Source organism: Pantoea sp. PNA 14-12 (assembly GCF_004364735.1).
GTDB lineage: Bacteria > Pseudomonadota > Gammaproteobacteria > Enterobacterales > Enterobacteriaceae > Pantoea > Pantoea stewartii.
Map to the genome: position 1 here is coordinate 590,855 of NZ_SOAJ01000001.1, position 19,046 is coordinate 609,900.

Annotated in this window: 20 protein-coding genes and 2 tRNA genes; 9 read left to right on the plus strand and 13 right to left on the minus strand. The window is 53.5% G+C overall.

Going from position 1 to position 19,046, the window contains the following annotated elements:
* The first annotated feature begins 83 nt into the window (after positions 1–83).
* A complete protein-coding gene (matP, locus tag C7434_RS02845) occupies positions 84–551 on the plus strand; it encodes a macrodomain Ter protein MatP (protein ID WP_146212551.1) in 468 nt (155 codons plus the stop codon).
* 82 nt (positions 552–633) lie between these two features.
* Here matP and ompA read toward each other — a convergent pair whose 3' ends face one another.
* Positions 634–1,704: a porin OmpA gene (gene ompA / locus C7434_RS02850; protein ID WP_033737609.1), complete on the minus strand. Its 1,071-nt coding sequence runs from the start codon at positions 1,702–1,704 to the stop codon at positions 634–636.
* Positions 1,705–2,055: 351 nt separating this feature from the next.
* On the minus strand, positions 2,056–2,547 hold the full coding sequence (sulA, locus tag C7434_RS02855; protein WP_039341244.1) for an SOS-induced cell division inhibitor SulA: 492 nt from the start codon (positions 2,545–2,547) through the stop codon (positions 2,056–2,058).
* Positions 2,548–2,757: 210 nt separating this feature from the next.
* Here sulA and C7434_RS02860 point away from each other — a divergent pair, with 210 nt between their 5' ends.
* The gene (locus tag C7434_RS02860) at positions 2,758–3,384 is read left to right on the plus strand and encodes a TfoX/Sxy family DNA transformation protein (RefSeq protein ID WP_133745117.1); all 627 of its coding nucleotides are present in this window, start codon (positions 2,758–2,760) and stop codon (positions 3,382–3,384) included.
* Here the strand turns inward: C7434_RS02860 and yccS are convergent.
* Together yccS and C7434_RS02870 are read right to left on the minus strand one after the other, a co-directional pair.
* The gene (gene yccS, locus C7434_RS02865; RefSeq protein ID WP_006118669.1) at positions 3,381–5,528 is read right to left on the minus strand and encodes a YccS family putative transporter; all 2,148 of its coding nucleotides are present in this window, start codon (positions 5,526–5,528) and stop codon (positions 3,381–3,383) included. The two genes, C7434_RS02860 and yccS, sit on opposite strands and share 4 nt — an antisense overlap.
* Positions 5,509–5,952 (minus strand): YccF domain-containing protein, encoded by a 444-nt coding sequence (locus tag C7434_RS02870; protein WP_033737606.1) that lies wholly within the window; start codon positions 5,950–5,952, stop codon positions 5,509–5,511. Before C7434_RS02870 ends, yccS begins: the two co-directional genes overlap by 20 nt.
* Positions 5,953–6,075: 123 nt before the next feature.
* Between C7434_RS02870 and helD the strand changes: the two genes are divergently transcribed.
* Entirely contained in the window at positions 6,076–8,130 is a 2,055-nt protein-coding gene (helD, locus tag C7434_RS02875) for a DNA helicase IV (protein WP_133745118.1), read from the plus strand.
* A 1-nt stretch (position 8,131) separates the two neighbouring features.
* Here helD and mgsA read toward each other — a convergent pair whose 3' ends face one another.
* Positions 8,132–8,590 (minus strand): methylglyoxal synthase, encoded by a 459-nt coding sequence (gene mgsA / locus C7434_RS02880; protein ID WP_039341234.1) that lies wholly within the window; start codon positions 8,588–8,590, stop codon positions 8,132–8,134.
* A 68-nt stretch (positions 8,591–8,658) separates the two neighbouring features.
* Positions 8,659–9,297 (minus strand): DUF2057 family protein, encoded by a 639-nt coding sequence (locus C7434_RS02885; RefSeq protein WP_006118673.1) that lies wholly within the window; start codon positions 9,295–9,297, stop codon positions 8,659–8,661.
* Positions 9,298–9,464: 167 nt separating this feature from the next.
* Here C7434_RS02885 and C7434_RS02890 point away from each other — a divergent pair, with 167 nt between their 5' ends.
* On the plus strand, positions 9,465–9,878 hold the full coding sequence (locus C7434_RS02890) for a CoA-binding protein (protein ID WP_133745119.1): 414 nt from the start codon (positions 9,465–9,467) through the stop codon (positions 9,876–9,878).
* 33 nt (positions 9,879–9,911) lie between these two features.
* Here the strand turns inward: C7434_RS02890 and hspQ are convergent, their stop codons facing one another.
* The gene (gene hspQ / locus C7434_RS02895) at positions 9,912–10,229 is read right to left on the minus strand and encodes a heat shock protein HspQ (protein WP_006118675.1); all 318 of its coding nucleotides are present in this window, start codon (positions 10,227–10,229) and stop codon (positions 9,912–9,914) included.
* 60 nt (positions 10,230–10,289) lie between these two features.
* On the minus strand, positions 10,290–11,480 hold the full coding sequence (gene rlmI / locus C7434_RS02900; protein ID WP_033737601.1) for a 23S rRNA (cytosine(1962)-C(5))-methyltransferase RlmI: 1,191 nt from the start codon (positions 11,478–11,480) through the stop codon (positions 10,290–10,292).
* Between the two features lie 81 nt (positions 11,481–11,561).
* Here rlmI and yccX point away from each other — a divergent pair, with 81 nt between their 5' ends.
* Positions 11,562–11,840 (plus strand): acylphosphatase, encoded by a 279-nt coding sequence (gene yccX / locus C7434_RS02905; RefSeq protein WP_110267704.1) that lies wholly within the window; start codon positions 11,562–11,564, stop codon positions 11,838–11,840.
* Here yccX and tusE read toward each other — a convergent pair whose 3' ends face one another.
* A complete protein-coding gene (gene tusE, locus C7434_RS02910) occupies positions 11,841–12,167 on the minus strand; it encodes a sulfurtransferase TusE (RefSeq protein WP_006118678.1) in 327 nt (108 codons plus the stop codon).
* 102 nt (positions 12,168–12,269) lie between these two features.
* On the minus strand, positions 12,270–12,926 hold the full coding sequence (gene yccA / locus C7434_RS02915; RefSeq protein ID WP_133745120.1) for an FtsH protease modulator YccA: 657 nt from the start codon (positions 12,924–12,926) through the stop codon (positions 12,270–12,272).
* A 222-nt stretch (positions 12,927–13,148) separates the two neighbouring features.
* On the opposite strand from yccA, the gene C7434_RS02920 reads away from it, so the two are divergent.
* From C7434_RS02920 to agp, 3 genes are all read left to right on the plus strand, one after another.
* Positions 13,149–13,236 (plus strand) — tRNA-Ser (locus tag C7434_RS02920).
* A gap of 71 nt (positions 13,237–13,307) precedes the next feature.
* Positions 13,308–13,395 (plus strand) — tRNA-Ser (locus tag C7434_RS02925).
* 261 nt (positions 13,396–13,656) lie between these two features.
* Entirely contained in the window at positions 13,657–15,264 is a 1,608-nt protein-coding gene (gene agp / locus C7434_RS02930) for a bifunctional glucose-1-phosphatase/inositol phosphatase (RefSeq protein ID WP_205956230.1), read from the plus strand.
* A 67-nt stretch (positions 15,265–15,331) separates the two neighbouring features.
* Here agp and C7434_RS02935 read toward each other — a convergent pair whose 3' ends face one another.
* Genes C7434_RS02935 through wrbA form a run of 3 tightly spaced genes read right to left on the minus strand, consistent with a single transcriptional unit; the run spans position 15,332 to position 17,611 of the window.
* Complete coding sequence (locus C7434_RS02935; RefSeq protein ID WP_133745122.1) at positions 15,332–16,705, minus strand: NAD-dependent succinate-semialdehyde dehydrogenase; 1,374 nt, start codon at positions 16,703–16,705, stop codon at positions 15,332–15,334.
* A gap of 55 nt (positions 16,706–16,760) precedes the next feature.
* Positions 16,761–16,991 carry a YccJ family protein gene (locus C7434_RS02940; protein ID WP_006118682.1) on the minus strand — a complete coding sequence of 77 codons (231 nt, stop codon included), beginning with the start codon at positions 16,989–16,991 and terminating at the stop codon, positions 16,761–16,763.
* Positions 16,992–17,011: 20 nt separating this feature from the next.
* Positions 17,012–17,611 (minus strand): NAD(P)H:quinone oxidoreductase, encoded by a 600-nt coding sequence (gene wrbA / locus C7434_RS02945; RefSeq protein ID WP_006118683.1) that lies wholly within the window; start codon positions 17,609–17,611, stop codon positions 17,012–17,014.
* Between the two features lie 469 nt (positions 17,612–18,080).
* Between wrbA and C7434_RS02950 the strand changes: the two genes are divergently transcribed.
* A complete protein-coding gene (locus tag C7434_RS02950) occupies positions 18,081–18,986 on the plus strand; it encodes a DMT family transporter (RefSeq protein WP_133745123.1) in 906 nt (301 codons plus the stop codon).
* The last annotated feature ends 60 nt before the right edge of the window (positions 18,987–19,046 follow it).

Here is a 19,046-nt window from a genome sequence, read left to right on the forward strand (position 1 = left end):
ACACTGACGACATGTTTTTCGTTGCTGCATCCAGTAAAAAAGCTGTTATTCTTAGTTCGTTACGTGATCACGATGAGATTCCGATGAAATACCAGCAGCTCGAAAATCTTGAATGTGGATGGAAGTGGAAATACCTGGTGAAAAAACATCGGGAAGGTGAACTGATCACGCGTCACCTTGAACTCAGCGCGGCACAGGCGGCAGTCGATAAGCTGTTAATGATGGAGAATAATCCCGTCGACGTTAACGACTGGATTAGCCAACACATTCATCCCGAACTGGACAACCGGCTTAAACAAACGATCCGTGCGCGGCGAAAACGGCATTTCAATGCCGAGCATCAGCACACACGAAAAAAATCCATCGATCTGGAATATCTGGTCTGGCAGCGGCTGGCCGGCCTGGCGCAACGGCGCAACTGCACCCTGTCTGAAACGATTGTGCAGCTAATTGAAGATGCCGAACGCAAAGAAAAGTACGCCAGCCAGATGTCGACGCTGAAGCAGGATTTGCAGGCTATACTGGGCAAGTCGGATACTGACAACGGGTAGTTTACGGAGCAATATTCAGGCCTGCTCCGGATTAAAGGACAAAAAAAACCCCGCATGCGCGGGGTTTTTTATCACGTATAACTTAAGCCTGAGGCTGAGTTACCACGTCTTTGATACCTTTAACGTCGATTTCTACACGACGGTCTGGCGCCAGGCAATCGATCAGGGCTTTACGGCCTTTCACGCTGTCACAGGTGTTGCCAGTCACTGGGTTAGATTCACCCATGCCGCGAGCAGAGATCTTGTTAGCAGGGATACCTTTAGATACCAGGTAATCTACTACAGACTGAGCACGTTTCTCAGACAGTTTCTGGTTGTACTGCTCTGAACCGATGCGATCGGTGAAGCCCAGAACAACGACTGAACCGTCTTTAGGATCCATTGAGCTCAGCTGGCTGTACAGCTGATCCAGAGCCTGCTGACCTTCTGGCTTCAGAGTTGACTTGTTGAAGGTGAACAGAACGTCTGATTTCAGAGTAAAGCGCTTAGTCTGAACAACTGGCGCTGGTGCTGGAGCTGGAGCCGGAGCTGGCGCAGCAACATCATCCTGACCGAAACGGTAAGAAACACCCAGGCTCAGCATGCCGTTGTCTGGACGAGCACCAACGGTCTGTGCGTCACCGATGTTGTTCACCCACTGGTAATCCAGACGGGTTGCCCAGTTTTTGGTCAGAGCATACTCAACACCAACCGCTGCCAGTGGAGAAACACCGGTGTCGTGGTCGCTGATGCGGTTGCCGCCAACTACTTGCTGGGTAGAATCTGCACGCCATACCATACCACCCAGGCGGGTATAAACGTCGAGATCGTCAGCGATTGGGTAGCTCAGTTTAGCAGCCAGTTGGATGCCCTGTGCTTTGAAAGCGCCGTTAACCTGGTTGCCTTTGTTAGGCATACGGCCTAACCAGTCATAACCCAGCTCGAAACCCAGGTATGGGTTAGCCTGGTAACCGGCGAATGCGCCAGCACCCAGTTGGCTTTCGTGAGTTGGGCCGTCGTTATTTTGGTAACCGTGACCGTAGTAGCCAGTGTCGTGATACTGAGACCAGCCCAGTTTAGCACCGGTGTACCAGGTGTTATCTTTAGGGGCGGCCTGCGCTACGGTAGCGAAGCCAGCCAGTGCCACTGCAATTGCGATAGCTGTCTTTTTCATTTTGCGCCTCGTTATCATCCAAATAGGCAATGAGCATAAAGGTTGCTCTTGGTTTAATCCTTCGCCGGGTCAAAACGCTCGCTTATGACTCTACCGCAAAAAACGGAGGTTATTGAGCACCCTGGCGAGATAAAGTCTACAACGAGATTGGAAACTTACAAGTGTGATGTGAGGCACTTATGTAAAAAAACAGTGTTTTATACATAAATTCTAACAATTTAGGGTGAACTTCTGTGATGGGGGTAACCCGCAAAATGGGGGCTAAGCCATTGTCATTACTGGCAGGAGCAGAATCAGTGTCTTAGCCCAACGCGAGAGAAAAAATTTCTTGAGATAAATCTCATTTTTTACTTAATGAAACAAATCAGACTGAATTTTTAGCCGACTTTCTGGTCTGACTGGCGTTTTAGAGGACTCACCCGAGCGCAGGATGAGTCCTAACGCTTCACCTTCAGCCGCAGCGAGCTCTAGTTCCCGACGCTCATCTTCATCCAGATCGTAGGGAATCCAGGCTAAAACGACACTGTAATTTCCCGTACGCAGGGCCTTAATCATGGCCTCGACGGCGTTGTAACGTTCAGCGTCGGCGATATGCATACTTTTCTCCAGGGGCAAGCCTGCTTCCTGCATCCAGACCCGACTCAACTTATGCGCCGGTGTTAACCAAAGCTGCCAGCGGGATTGCTGGCTCAGTTGCTGAAGCAACGGTAACAGCAGCATCTGCATCATTCCCGGTTTTTCGCTATAGCGCAATTCAGTAATCCAGCCGCTCTGAGAAGCGGGGTCAGAAGGCGAAGCGTAACGGTGAGTCGGGCATACATTACGGGGATGTTGGGTGCGCATAAATTAATCACTCAGCAGTTGACTGTATGGATATACAGTAATGACATCCTGGATAAAGATCAACCTGAATTTCTGAAAATGCCTCGCAAAATTCGCATAATGTTGACGCCAAAGTGATTTATTCATTGAACCTGCAACTGAATTTTCTTATCTTCTAACCGACTGAATAGTAACGTTTTTAACAGGTTTTTGTTACAAGGAGGTGATGATATGAAGAAAGAACAGCGGGTCGTTTTGCGATCAAAACAACAACTGGCATCTTTAGGTAATGTCGAATCCCGTACTCAGTTTGGCGGTTACGCCTTAGCTGTTGAGCGCGTCGTGTTTGCCTTGATAAAAGACGATCAGCTTTATCTGCGCGCCAGCGAAGCCCTGCGGGAATATGTGGCTAAACGCCCCTTGGAGCCGCTTATTTTTCGCAAACGCGGTATGCCGGTCAGCCTGAATTATTTCAGGGTCGATGAAAATTTATGGTGTGACCCGGAGCATCTGGTTGCGCTCTCAGCGGCCTCACTACAGACCGCCCGTCGGGAACAGGATGACCGACAAGGCCGGGTGCGTTTAAAAGATCTGCCTAATGTCAGCTTACGGCTGGAAATGATGTTGCATGAGATAGGCATTTGCAGCGTTAAACACCTGCACGAGGTCGGAGCCAGGGCGTGCTGGTTAAAACTAAAACGTTATAACCAGCACCTCGGTTTCAAAACCTTGCTGGCGCTTCAGGGTGCTATTTCGGGTCATCATGAAGCCGCTCTCCCGCCAACGGTTAAAGCGGAGCTGGGTGAATGGTACCAGGCTGCGCTCAAAACAGTGGAAGAGGCGAAGAAAGGGCCTTAGTGAGAACCTAAAGCACGCCGCAGGCGAGCGATTTCCGGCAGCAAGGCAACCAGTAACCCAAGTTGCTGCAGTACCAGTGGCGTAGGCGAATCAGACCCGGCGGTAAACCGGGTAAGGCGTTGTTCCAGTTCCCGACGCATTTCCTCAGCCCGGCTGTCACTGACGATGTCGGTTTGCAGCACATCTTCGACATAGCACACCGTGTCGTCGAGAAGCGCCAGCAGCGCTGGATCAGTGACTTTATCGCGGTGCGCCCCCAGCGCGGAGATATAGCTGAGCAACGAGTGGTTCAGGCAAAGTAGCTGAAAGGCCGATTCCCGCAGCTTAGGGTTGGTACGGGTTTCACTGCTCATGTTCGACACGACGGAGGCCAGTTCCGCGTCAGCATTGTGTGCATCGCGGCGGGCAATACGGTAAGCGAGGCGATTATCTTTGCCCTGATGGTATTGTTCCATAATGGCATCCAGATAACGGCAATTGGCATTGAGTGTGCGCGTCGCCACCGCCGGAAGCTGGCGAAAACGCCAGTCTGGCCAGATAAAGGTGACGGCCAGCCAGGCCAGCGCACAGCCCAGTAACGTGTCCACTACCCGGGGCAGGGCCACCTCAAAGCCTTCGCCTAACAAATTAAAACAGAACAACACCAGCAGAGTAATGAACAAGGTTGCATGAGCATACTGCACCTGACGAAACGCAAAGAACATGACGCCCGTGACCACAATCAAGACCAGTTGGCCTTCAATGGAAGGGACCAGCCAGAGCAGGGGCAGTCCAAGCGCAATGCCCGCGAGCGTGCCGCCAATGCGTAGCGCCAGTCGGCGTTGGGTTGCGCTATAGTTAGGCTGGCAAACAAACAGACTGGTCAGCAGGATCCAGTAGCCGCGCTCCAGCCCGGTAATCTGAATAAATCCGTATCCCACACACATCACAATCGACATGCGTACGGCGTGGCGAAACAGGGCAGAGGCCGGACTCAGGTGAAGGCTGAGGCGCAGTTTAATATCACTCCAGCCACTCAGTTCTTCGCGTGACAGCAGGTTGTCGCTGTGCTGCGGATCAACTGCCTGCGCCTGCTCGGTTTCGATTGAGGCCAGTTGTGCATCGATGGCCTGCAGGTTGCGAAGCAGCCAAAGCAGTGCACCGGTGTGGGCGGCATCCGGCTCGCTCTGCGCCAGCCGGTGAATCGCATTTTCCAGACGTTCAAAAACACGCTCAAAGCGGCCATCATGTTCCCAGCGTTCGCGCAGCAGAATCGCCCGGGCAAGCTGGCGACAGGCCTGTGCCTGCATATTCAGTAAACGCTGAAAGCGAAACAGGATCTCGTTGTAACGCCAGTCGCCACGCAGAAGATGGTACTGCAGATGCGAAGAGCTGGCGCGTTCATGGATATCCTGAGCCACGAAGTAATAGTGCAGGCTGCGTCGGGTACCGCGTGAGCCTCTGTCACCTCGTAAACGGCTTTGCAAGGTGGTCTTGGTCAGATTGAGCTGTGCAACAAGCTGGCTGTTTACCATCGCGGCTTTAACAAATGCAGCATCATCCTGTTCACCCGCGTCAGGATCAAACAGATTGGCTTTGGCATCCAGATAGTGGGCCAGCTGTGAAAAACTGGCTGCCAGTTGTTCCTGCACCGGACGAACCGGAAACATTAAATGGCCCAGCAGCGTCAGCAGGTTATACCACAGTGCCCCAACCAACAGCAGCATGGGCTGCATATACCATTGTGAGAACAACCCAATGCCCAGCATGGTGTAAACGGCAATCAGTAAGGCGCCAAATGCAATGGTGGCATAGCGCTGTCCCAGCGCGCCTAACAGAATGAATCCCCATGTTGAACCTGCCAGGCCGATAATAAATACCAACGGATGCGGGAACAGCAGCTCTACTGAAACCGAAGCGATGCAAAAACAAAGTAAGGTAATCAGCAGGTTTTTAAGCCGCCCGGCCAGCCTGTCATCCAGATCGGCCAGCGCGGCGGCAACCACGCCGAGGGTTAACGGAATCGTCCACTCAATTTGCTGCAGTATCCAGGGCACAGCCGCACATCCTGATAAGGCAAACAGAATGCGCAGCAGATAACGCCAGGTGCTGTTAAAAAGATACTTTCGCCACCCGGACAGCATACTAATAGCGGCGGCGGGCATTGGCATCACGCGCGGCACGCGCCTCTTCCACAGAGACGACCCGACGTCCTACCGGCCAGAGTGCAATGGCGGCAATCTTGAAATTGGCGAGGCCCACCGGAATACCAATAATGCTGATGCATTGCACGATGCCGACAGAAATGTGCGACAGGCATAACCACCAACCGAAAAAGATAAACCAGAAAATGTTCAGAAACGTGCCGCCGGTGTTCATGATAGAGCTTTTATTCTCCGGGCGCAGAACGTCAACATGGACCGCTTCATTGCCAAACGGCAGAAATGACAGCTTAGTGATCTCCCAGCAGGAGCGCGTTAAGGGCAGGGTAAAGATCAGGACGATACTGATGAGCGTGGCGAATAACCAACTCAGCGTGGTGAAAAATCCACCCAGGACAAAATTAAGAATATTTAAAACAGTACGCATAACAGGCTTTTCCTTTTGCACTCCGCAATCTGTGCCGCCAAGTTTAGCGTGTTTTAAGGCTGGAGCGTCAAGAGTCTGACAGGTAAACTCCGATTACTCTCTATCTCGGTCGTTGGTGTCGGCGTGGAACTTAAAGCAACATCCATGGGCAAACGGCTTGCCCAGCATCCTTATCATCGTGTTCGCCTGTTATCCGCGGGCGTTGAGGTCAGCGGCGACAAACACGAATATTTGATCCCCTTCAATCAGTTGTCCGACATCACCTGTAAACGGGGAATGGTGTGGGGTGAACTGGAATTCTTACTGGCGGACAACAAGGTTGTGCGTTTGCACGGTACGGAATGGCAGGAGACGCAGCGTTTTTTCCACTACCTCATGCAGTCGTGGCAAAGCTGGAGTCAGGAAATGAGTGAAGTATGCGCGGCGGTTTTACAGGCGCTGCGCGACGACATTCAGGGATTCAGCGAACAGGAGCGTTGGCTGAAGCGCAGCGAACTTCAGGCGATCAAAGATAAGATCCGCAAACAGTTTGACGCGTTACCTTTGCCGCTTTCCCGCATTGAGCAGTTTGATTCCTGCCGTGAAAACTGGGCATTTTGCCAATACTGGCTGCAGCAAGTCGAGACGGCGATGACGCAGCGCAATCGTGACTGGACGGCGGCCATGTTGACCCGCTACCGGGATTTTTTCGCCACGGTGGAATCCACCCCGCTGAACGAGTCACAGGCAGAAGCGGTGGTTAACGGCGAAGACGCTGTGCTGGTGCTGGCGGGCGCTGGCAGCGGCAAAACGTCAGTATTAGTGGCCCGCGCGGGGTGGCTGTTACAGCGCAGACTGGCCGCTGCCGATCAGATTTTGTTGCTGGCATTTGGTCGTCATGCGGCGGAAGAGATGAATGACCGTATTCAACGCCGCTTAGGGGCCGGGGATATCCAGGCGCGTACGTTTCATGCGCTGGCCCTGCATATCATTCGGGAAGGAAGTCATAAACAGCCGGTCATCAGTAAACTCGAAAGCGATGCCGACGCGCGTCGGACATGGCTGATCGACCACTGGCGCCAGCAGTGTAATGAAAAGAAAGCCCAGGCGAATGGCTGGCGGCAATGGTTGCGTGATGAACTGGAGTGGGAGGTCAGCGAAGGCCCTTTCTGGCAGGATGATCGTTTAGCACAGCGCCTGGCGTCTCGTCTTGAACGCTGGCTTGGCCTGATGCGGATGCATGGCGGCGCGCAGGCCGCCATGATTGAGGATGTACCTGACGCGCTGCGCGACGTATTCAGTAAGCGGATTAAATTGATGGCACCCCTTCTGAAGGCCTGGAAAAGTGCGCTTAAGGACGAGGGCGCAGTCGACTTCTCCGGGCTGATTCATCAGGCCATCGCGATCCTTGAAAAGGGCCGCTTTGTCAGCCCCTGGAAGCATATTCTGGTTGACGAATTTCAGGATATCTCGCCACAACGCGCGGCTTTACTCAGCGCGCTGCGTCAGCAAAACACACGCACGACATTGTTTGCGGTGGGCGATGACTGGCAGGCAATTTACCGGTTCAGCGGCGCAGAGATGAGTCTGACAACGGCATTCCATCACTATTTTGGTGAGGGCGATCGTTGTGTGCTGGATACGACCTATCGTTTCAATGATCGTATTGGTGAAGTGGCGAATCGGTTTATCCAGCAAAATCCGCATCAACTGCGTAAGCCCTTAAACAGTCTGACGAAAGGGAATAAAAAGTCGATTGCTTTGCTCCCGCACGATCAGCTTGAGGCACTTCTTAACAAGCTAAGCGGTTATGTTAAAGCGGATGAGCGCGTACTGCTGTTGGCTCGCTATCACTATTTGCGTCCTGAACTGCTGGATAAAGCAAAAACCCGCTGGCCAAAAATGCGTATCGATTTTATGACCATTCATGCCAGTAAAGGTCAGCAGGCCGATTACGTCATTGTGCTGGGTCTGCAGCAAGGCAAAGAAGGGTTTCCCGCGCCGCAGCGTGAGTCCATTATGGAGCAGGGGCTGCTGCCGCAGCCCGAAGACTTCCCCGATGCAGAGGAGCGCCGGCTGGCGTATGTTGCCCTGACGCGCGCGCGGCAACAGGTCTGGTTGCTGTTCGATAAACAGCAACCCTCAGTCTTTGTCGATGCGTTCCGGGCACTGGATGTACCCGTATTACGTAAAGCCTGAATCAGTTCAGGCGTTCGGCAAGGTAGCGCGCGTAATCCGGGATTCGCACGTCCACTGTCTGCGAAAAAAGCGGTGACTGAATAATAAAATCGGCCGTTGCCCGATTGGTGGCGACCGGAATATTCCACACTGTCGCCAGACGAAGCAGGGCCTTAACGTCAGGATCGTGAGGCACGGCATTAAGCGGATCCCAGAAAAACATCAGCGCATCTATTTTGCCTTCGGCAATGAGCGCACCGACCTGTTGATCGCCGCCCATCGGGCCACTGAGCATCGCGTTCACGTTCAGACCGGTGTGACGGTTGATGAGATTACCGGTCGTCCCGGTTGCGTAAAGAATATGGGGTTCAAGTGCGGATTGGTTTCGTGTAACCCAGTCCAGCAGAGAAGCTTTGCAATGGTCATGGGCGACCAGCGCGATATGTTTTTGTTGACCAAGCGTTCGTACGGTGTAGTCCATAACAGCATCCTGATGCCAGTGAGCCCAACAGCCCGTTGCCGCAGTTTACCTTGTACGCTTTCTGTCTATCAACTTGCCCGCAGCATTTTGACCAGATTGATAAATTGCTGGCGGGTTGCTTCATCAAAACGTTCAAACCAGCGCTGAATTGAAGGCGTTGTGCTCTGAACGGACCAGGCGAGGTCCGCCGTCAGTTGGGCGGAAGGAGAGGGCGCGGTAAGATTCGCGAATTGCGGCACAGAGGCCGCCAGGCCCATGCGATTATACTTAACCATGGCTTTTTCGATGTCCACGCCCGGGCTGGTGGGCAGACGATCGCGCACGCTGAATATTTCTTTGCCCTTCTCGTCCACCAGCCTGAAGGCCAGCGTTCGGTCGAAGTTATGTCGCTCGCGCGCACTGGTCAGCGGTGGCAGGCGAATCGTGATGGTTTTTGCCGCCGCAGTGAATGCCACGATCATGGGCACGGACTGGTAGCCCGGTAGCGCCGTCTTACGCGGATCTGCCGGTTGTTCTACCCGAAATAAAAATTGATGTTGACCCCGTTCAAGCTCCAGGCTGTCGGCCCCTTTCAAGAGAGAGCCTGATATCTTACGCCCGTCCAGTACCATTAGCGTAATCTGCGGATCAAGTTTTAACGTAATTGCAGAACAGGACGCCGAAACGAGGAGGGCAATAAACCCCGTTACAGCCATTGACAGCTTCATTTCGACTCCGGTCAAAAGTGGGTGGATGTAGCAATTTTTTACATTATGGCATTAAGTTTACAATTATACATATATATTCGAGCGAAGCGGCACAATATGTCTTTACGCCAGGTGCGAACTCTGTAACGCCTCATCTACACTAAAGATTAAAGTGAAAGGAGATGGACATGAATGATCAGACTATTCGTGACGTACTGACCCGGACAAAACGCATCGCGTTGGTGGGGGCGAGTGATCGTCCGGAACGCCCCAGTTATGGCGTAATGAAGTATCTGCTTGATCAAGGCTATGAGGTTATTCCGGTGAGTCCGAAGCTGTCAGGCAAAACCCTGTTAGGGCAGACAGCCTATGGATCGCTGGCAGAGGTGCCGGGAAAAATCGATATGGTGGATGTGTTCCGCAATTCAGAGGCGGCATGGGAAGTGGCTCAGGAAGCCATCGCTGCCGGAGCCGATTCGCTCTGGTTACAAATTGGGGTAATCAATGAGCAGGCCGCCGTGCTGGCCCAGGATGCGGGAATGACGGTGATTATGGATCGTTGCCCCAAAATCGAGATCCCGAGACTAGGGCTGGGACACTAATATCAGGCGCGGCAACACCGTTGCCGCCCGCTGTTAATGGCGCAGATGAGGAGCCTGAAGCTGTTTACGTACCGAGGCGGCCAGTTCATCCATTGAGGGCTGCTCAGGATGTTCCGGGCTGGTTTCACCGGCCAACTGAATTTCAGCCACATAGGTATGAACCTGACTGCCTTGTTCATCTTCCATCACCACATGATACCAGGGCGCACTGCGCATGGTATCGGCGGCACCAATTTCATCCAGGTGCGGCTCATCTAACGCGTATTCAGGATCGACATCGACAATGACACCCAGCACGCCGGAGAGGCGATGACGAACCTGCTGACCAATACCAAATTTACTGGCAATCATGATGACCTCCGAAAAAAACTGTCCTGCCTGTTATATGGGGGCAGGGACAGTCATTTCAAGTCACATGACGCGGCAGGCGAAGCCTTTCAGGTAAAGTCCTTCAGGATAGGTTGCAATCACGGGATGATCGGCCGCCTGGCGGAACTGTTCAACAAACTGCACGTCACGGCCGGCATCCAGTGCGGCATCTGCGATGATTTTCTGGAAAAGGTCGGTAGCCATTAATCCCGAACAGGAGAAGGTCATCAATATTCCGCCGGGATTCAGTAACTGAATGGCCAGCATGTTAATGTCTTTATAGCCCCGGCAGGCTCCCATGAGCTGGCTTTTATTCTCCACGAACTTAGGCGGATCCATAATGATGAGATCAAATTTTTCACCCTCATCACGGTAGCGGCGCAGCAGTTTAAAGACATCATCGCGCTGAAATTTAGCACGCGCGAGATCCAGCTTATTCAGCTCAACGTTTTGTCGTGCAACATCCAGCGCGTCCTGAGACGTATCTACACTGATAACTTCCTGACAACCGCCGATTAGCGCTGATACGGCAAAGCCACCGGTGTAGGAGAAACAGTTAAGCACGCGAGCATCTTTGGCATAGCGCCGTGTGGCATAACGGCTGTCGCGCTGGTCAAGGTAATAGCCTGTTTTATGCCCACCCTGAATATCCACCAGCAGTTTCATATCGTGTTCGGTGATCGGCAAGAGTGCGGGAGGATACTCACCGGTAACGGTGCCCTGCGCCAGTTCCAGCCCTTCTTTTTTACGGACAGCGACATCAGATCGATCGTAGATAGCACAATCCGGAAAGCACTGCTGCAGCGCTGAAATGATAGCCGGGCGTTGGTATTCTGCGCCGGCGGATAATAACTGCAGCACCAGAAAGCGTCCGAAACGGTCAATAGTCACGCCAGGCAGACCATCCGACTCGCCAGCGATCAGGCGATAGCTGTCCAGCCCATCGCGCTCAGCCAGCCATTCACGCCATACCAGCGCGTGCTGAAAACGCCGCACGAAAAAGGCGATATCGATGGATTCGTCCTGCTGCCAGCTCCAGACGCGGGCGCGAATCTGTGACTGCGGTGAATAGGCGGCGCGAGCCAGCCATTTGCCATTACTGTCACAGACATCAATGGTTTCACCTTGTTGCGCTTTGCCTTCCAGACGAGCAACGGCCCCAGAGAAAACCCAGGGATGGCGACGGAGCAGGGACTTTTCACGTCCCTTCGCGAGAATCAATCGAACGGTCATATTTGCTATGCTTACCTGAAAAAATGAGGCGCTATTGTCCAGTGGATAACGGCAAATTGCAACGAAAGGCAGGAGAAGGCCATGGCGAAGGTCTGTTACAAAGCCTGGGTACAGGGCACGGTGCAGGGCGTGGGTTTCCGTTACAGCACCCAGGCGAAAGCAAACACACTTAACGTGCAGGGTTACGCACGGAACCTTGAAGATGGTCGTGTGGAAGTCCTGGCCTGCGGCGATGCCGAACAGGTCAATGCATTACTTGACTGGTTAAAAGCGGGCGGGCCGCGCACAGCCCGTGTAGAAAAGGTCCTGGTGGAGCCGCATCATGTCGCTGACATGCCGCACGGCTTCACCACGGGTTGATTACAGGCATTTTGCCGGTTTTGGCAGACCGGCAATTTTGGTTGCCTGCTTAGCAGGGCCCTCGGGGAAAAGGCGAAACAGGTAACGGCTGTTTCCTTTTTCTTCGCCATACTTTTTTGCCATCGCCTTCACCAGCATTCTTACGGCGGGGGAAGTATTAAATTCCAGATAAAAGTCGCGTACGAAGCGCACGACTTCCCAATGGGCATCTGTCATGGTGATGGCTTCTTCTGCCGCAATCTGCAGCGCCAGGCCTTCGCTCCAGTCCTGATGGTTTTTCAGATAACCTTCGGCATCGACAGCAATTTCGTCACCGTTGTAATTCATAGTGCATCCTCAGATTCGTTCGGGCTGCAGTTTACCAAACTGGCCCCACAGAAAAAGCAAAAACCCCGCCTGAGCGGGGTTTTTCAGTTTACCTGCAGTGCGTTAGTTACTGCGTGAGAAACCCAGGATGCTTAACAGGCTCACGAAGATGTTATAGAGGGAAACATACAGGCTGACCGTTGCACGAATATAGTTGGTTTCGCCGCCATGAATGATGTTGCTGGTTTCCCACAAAATAGCCCCCGCCGAGAACAGAATGAACAGGGCGCTAATCGCCAGTTGCAGCGCTGGCAAGTGCAGGAACAGGTTCGCCACCACGGCGACCAGTAACACGACAAAGCCCGCCATCATCATGCCGCCAAGGAAGGACATATCCCGTCCTGTCGTCAGCACATAGGCAGAGCAGCAGAAAAACACCAGTGCCGTTCCGCCGAGCGCCAGGGCGATCACGTCACCCATCCCTGCGGCCAGATAGGTGCTCAGGATAGGACCCAGACAGTAGCCCAGGAAGCCCGTAAATGCGAAAGCAGCTAAAATTCCCGCCGGGCTGTCAGCCAGACGGTAGGTCAGGAACATCAGACCATAGAAGCCCACCAGCATCAGGATCAAACCCGGGGCGGGCAGGGCCAGCAGTGTACTCGCTGTTGCGGTCAGCGCGGAAAAGGCGAGGGTCAGGCCCAGCAGAAAATAGGTGTTACGCAGGACCTTGTGCGTACTCAGTAATGACTGTCGCGATGATGATGAAACTATTCTGTCCATGTTGCGCTCCTGTAAGGCAGAACACCAAATATGCGTTGAGAATACGCAGCGCGATAAAGCGGGAAAAGAGGTTTTACCCTTCTTTACGCGAAAAAAACGCTAATTCTTTGAGCACACTGGCGATTTTGACAACGAATAACGCTTTTTTGACTGTTTTTCAGGCGAACGGATTATCACAGGCTTTACATCTCCATAGGGGATGTTTATAGTGCGCGTCATTGCGGAGGGGTGGCCGAGCGGCTTAAGGCAGCGGTCTTGAAAACCGCCGATGGGAAACCATCCGAGAGTTCGAATCTCTCCTCCTCCGCCACTTCATCTCTTAAAGAGTGAAGTGGCAAGACAGCGTTATCGCATCTTGCCTTTGCAGTAGTATGACAACCCGGAGGGATGGCCGAGCGGCTTAAGGCAGCGGTCTTGAAAACCGCCGATGGGAAACCATCCGAGAGTTCGAATCTCTCTTCCTCCGCCACATTCACAGGCCAGCACAGCGTGCTGGCCTGTTTCGTTTTACGTGCCTGACACATTTCTTCATTATTATCCCTGCCTTTTCAGTAAACTGGACTGTTTTTACCCGCGTCCGGTATCTCTGCTATAGTCCAGTAATTGTTTTTACTGTCACCTGGCGCTTTTCAGGGGCAAGCTGAGTTACACTATCCGTCACGTCGCTCTATGGCGAGCTAATCGGTTGATAGCCAGAGTGTTTTTTTACTGAATGAATGGAATAGGCACAATGATCAAGAAACTGAGTCTTTGCGCATTGTCGGTACTCGCTGCATTACCGATCGGGACGCTGGCCCACGCCGCGGATAACGAGATGCAGCTCCAGCAGGTACTGATGTTTAGCCGCCATAATCTGCGTGCGCCGCTTGCGGATAACGGTAGCGTACTGGCACAGTCCACCAAAAAAAGCTGGCCAGAGTGGGAGGTGCCCGGCGGGCAACTGACCACCAAAGGTGGCGTGCTGGAAGTCTATATGGGTAACTACACGCGCCAGTGGCTTGCGCAGCAGGGCCTGGTGAAGAACGGCGCCTGTCCGGACAGCAACAGTGTGTTTGTCTACGCAAACAGCCTGCAACGTACCGTAGCGACGGCCCAGTTTTTTGTAAATGGTGCCTTCCCGGGCTGTGATATTACGGTGACCCATCAGGATGAAATGGGCAGCATGGATCCGGTATTTAATCCCGTGATCACCGACGGCAATGAAGAATTCATCAAAAAAGCGCTGGCGGACATGACTGCCGCTAATGAGAAGCTGGCCCTGAAGCCAGCGTATCAGCGTCTGGACAAAATTGTCGACTACAAGTCTTCTCCGGCCTGTAATAACAAAAAGCAGTGCGATCTGAGCAGTGGGCAAAATACCTTTATTGTTGAAAACGGCAAAGAGCCTGGCGTGAACGGACCGCTGAAAGTGGGGAATTCCCTTATGGATGCCTTTACGCTGCAATATTACGAAGGCTTCCCGCTGGATCAGGTTGCCTGGGGGCAAATTAAAACCCCTGAGCAGTGGCAGTCACTGTCAGCGATCAAAAACGGTTATCAGGACACGCTGTTTACCACACCAGATGTGGCACGCAACGTCGCGGCTCCGCTGGTGGACTATATCCGCAGCCAGCTCATCGATCAGGATAAAGCTGACTCACCCAAAGTGACCCTGATGGTAGGGCATGACTCCAACATAGCGTCATTGTTGAGCGCCTTACAGGTCAAACCTTATGATCTGCCAGAGACCTATGAGAAAACGCCCATCGGTGGACAGGTGGTGTTTGAACGCTGGCATGATGCCAAAAACAACAAAGACCTGCTGAAGATGGAATACGTGTATCAGACCGCCGATCAGTTGCGCGATGCCCAGGTGTTAAGTCTGAAAACGCCACCGAAGCGCGTCACCCTGCAACTGGCGGGTTGCCCGACTGACGCGAACGGTTACTGCAGCTGGGAGCAGTTTACCCAGGTGCTGAACAGCGCGCTGCAGGGGACCGCGTTGCAACCGGCGGCGGCAGAGCAGCCAGCGGCCAGTGCCAACGCGGGCGCGGCGAATCCTGCGGAGTCAAAAGCTGACGATAAAGCCAGCGCCGATAAGGCGACGGCTGATAGCGCTGCTGCCCAGAAAGCGGCTGACGATAAGGTAAAGGCGGACAAAGCGGCTGACGAGAAAGCGAAAGCTGATAAAGCCGCCGCGGATAAAGCCGCTGCGCAAAAGGCGGCGGATGAGAAGGCCAGCGCTGATAAGGCTGCTGCCCAGAAAGCAGCGGATGACAAAGCCAAAGCGGAAAACGTCGCCAACGCGCAAAATAAAACAGATAACAGTCCTGCGAAGCAGCCCGCTGCAGCCAACTAATAGCTTTCGGTCACTGAAAACAAAAAACCCCGTTAAGACGGGGTTTTTTTTACGCTTCAGGCTGCGCTTATCCGGCCACAACCACCAGTTTCTGGTTCGCAAACTCTTTGATACCCAGATCCGAAAGTTCGCGTCCGTAGCCAGAACGCTTCACACCGCCGAAAGGCAGCTCCGCAGAGGTGTCGCTCTGCGAGTTGATGAACACCATGCCCGTTTCAATGGCGGAGGCCAGTTTACGGCCACGCGCAATATCACGTGTCCACACGGAACCGCCCAGCCCATAGTGTGAATCATTGGCCAGGGCCACCGCCTCGTCATCACTGGCGACCACATAAACCTGCGCCACCGGGCCAAAAAACTCCTGAAAATAGGCAGGGTTATCGCGGGTGATATGGGTAAGCAGCGTGGGCTGGTAATAGCATCCTACGCCCGCCACCGCTTTACCACCTGTGACCAGCTTAGCGCCGTTTGCGACGGCTTCATCAACCTGTTTAACCAGACGATCGCGCGCATCAGCCGACGAAAGCGGTCCCAGAGTAGTTTTCTCATCCAGCGGATCGCCCAACACCGCTGCATTAAGCGCCGCACTGAATTTATCGATAAAGGTATCCGCAATCTTCTCGTTCAGAATAAAACGCTTGGCTGCTGTACAGACCTGACCGCAGTTGCTCAGTCGCGCCTGCACGCCCTGACGAACGGCTTCATCCAGATCGGCATCCTCCGTGACCACAAAGACGTCATTCCCGCCCAACTCCAGCGTGGATTTTTTCAAATGCTTACCAGCCTGTTCAGCAACGGCGCTTCCCGCCCGTTCGGATCCTGTCAGAGCCACGCCCTGTACCCGGTCATCGGCAATCAGTTCCGCAACCTGATCGGTAGAGATAAACAGGTTGGTCCAGGCACCCTCAGGCGCGCCCGCTTCCTTCACCAGCTTTTCGAAGACATCGGCACAATGCGGCACGATGTTGGCGTGTTTAGCCAGTACCGGATTACCCAGTGCCAGATTTGGTGCCAGCACGCGCATCAGTTGGTAGTAGGGGAAGTTCCACGGTTCGACCGCAACCAGCACACCAATGGGATGATACTCAACCCAGGCGTCGCCCAACTCACTTTCATAAGGTTGTGGCTTCAGGATACGTTCTGCATGCTCAGCGTAATAGCGGGCGATTTGCGCGCAGATTTTGACTTCGCCACGGCTTTGGCCAATCAGCTTGCCCATCTCTTTACTGGCAATAGTCGCCAGTTCTTCCGCACGGTCATCAATCAGATCAGCCAGTTTTTTCAATACCTGAAGTCGTGGCTGAATAGCGCCTTTACTCCAGGCAGAGTGGAACAGCCGATCCGCCGTTTCCAGCGCTTGCGTCACGGCCGCGCTGTCATGGGAAGGCCAGCTTTTCATTAACTGATTGTTTGCCGGGTTGATGCTTTGATAGGAAGACATAGAATTCTCCGTGGTCAACGATAAAAAAAAGGGCGGGGCCAGGCCCGCCATGCCGTCAGACGTTCTTTCGCTCAACCGTTTTGTCGTCCCACGTGAGGACGTCCTGATCGGTTTTTTCAAACGCGCGGATTAATACGTCATCGCTTCCCTGTTGACGCCAGATCTCTTCCGCCAGGCGCTCGTCATAGTTTGCGACTTCAAAAATGGCCTCGGCAATTTCGGGCGAGGTGTGACGCAAACTGGCCCATTCACCTACGTGATGTGCTTTTGACTGATTCGTCGACATACTGATCTCCTTCTGGAAGGTTAGTCCTTAAGTTTTGCTGCCAGCCCGGCAACGTGTTCGCCCTGGAAACGGGCAATAATCAATTCTTCCTGGGTTGGCTGACGTGAACCGTCACCACCGGCCAGCGTAGTGGCGCCATAAGGCGTACCGCCGCGGACCTCAGAAATGTCAAACATCTCTTTGGTGCCATAGCCGATAGGCACGATGACCATGCCGTGGTGGGCGAGGGTGGTCCAGACAGACGTAATGGTTTGCTCCTGTCCTCCTCCGGTACCGGTGGAGGTAAAGACGCTGGCAATTTTGCCGTAGAGCGCGCCAGAGGCCCACAGGCCGCCTGTCCGGTCCCAGAATGTTCGCATCTGCCCTGACATGTTGCCGAAACGGGTAGGGGTGCCCACGATGATGGCATCGTAGTCAGGCAGTATCTCTGGCGTCGCTTCAGGCGCGGATTGCTGAGTTTTACCGCCAACTTCCGCAAAGCGTTGTGCATCCATGGTTTCGGGGACGCGCATCACATCTACCTGGGCGCCAGGCACCTTGCGTGCGCCTTCCGCGACAGCGTTCGCCATGGTTTCAACGTGTCCATACATTGAATAGTAAAGCACCAGAATCTTAGCCATTGATCTCTCCGGGAGTTAGTCAACACATCGAAAAGTATAGAAGAGCTTTACCTGACTGTGAGAAATCACCGGTCAGACAGTCAGCGTAACGACACTGAAAATGCTGAGAATGGATTTTTTTAAGGATTAATCGTCGTCTTTTAAGTCAATTCTTAGCGTAGAGTCTGTTTCTAAATGTAATTTTCAGCGATCCAGAGACCTAAAAGGTGGAATGTCACACAGGCTTTCACGCACATGTCCTTCGATGAACATCAAGCCGCCTCACGTGAAGCGATGTGGCACTGAACGTTCATGCATCAGAAGATCGCAAACCGGTGCAGGTATGTTCACCTGTTATCGCTCCAGCCCAGACCTTGTCAGGCGACGGGGTGCCGCCTGATGCGAGGCGACAGTCACGCGGCAGCAAACGGAATTGCATTCGCCCGGAGCACTGATCACAATAGCGCCTGAAAACAGATACAGGTGAATTATGTCGGATACGACTCGCAAACTGACCGTCGGTATTACGCGTCAGGAACTGGTCCTTATTTTTATTACGGTAATCTGGGGGGGAACGTTTCTGGTCGTGCATCAGGCGATGCATTATTCAGGTCCGTTCTTCTTTGTCGGTTTACGCTTTGCTACCGCTGCGCTGTTACTGGCGTTTTTTTTCCGCCGCTATCTTGCTGCCGTCTGTTGGCGCGAAGTCAAAGCGGGCACGATGATCGGCCTCACGATTGCGGGGGGCTACGGCTTACAAACCTGGGGCATGCAGACGATATCCAGCAGTCAGTCAGCGTTTCTCACCGCGCTTTATGTTCCCGTGGTGCCGCTGTTGCAGTGGCTGTTTCTGCGCCGTCCGCCAAAACTGATGGCGTGGTTGGGTATTTCACTGGCGTTCTGCGGATTGATTCTGGTCGCGGGGCCGCAGGATGGCCGAATTGCGCTGAATCAAGGGGAAGCCGCGACGTTACTCAGCACGCTGGCTATTGCCGGAGAAATCATTCTTATCAGTCGTTTTGCCGGTCAGGTTGATGTGCGTCGGGTGACCTTCATTCAACTGACTGTCGCTTCACTGTGTGCCTTCTGCTTTATGATCCCGAATGGTGAATCCGTGCCTGCGTTATCGACCCCGCTGTTAGTCAGCGCGGTCGGGCTCGGCACAGCCAGTGCGCTGATACAGGTAACAATGAACTGGGCTCAACGCAGCGTATCACCGACACGCGCCACGGTCATTTATGCCGGTGAACCGGTCTGGGCGGGTGTGGTGGGGCGTTTAGCAGGCGAGCGTCTGCCGGCCGCTGCCATTCTTGGCGGTATCCTGATTGTCTGCGGGGTCATTGTCAGCGAGTTGCGCTGGAAACGTAGCATGCCATCGGCCTCTTCCGATGAATAGTGGCGCGAGAATAAGTGCTTATGGCCCTGTCAGTGTGGCCCTTTCCCTGCGCCGTATATC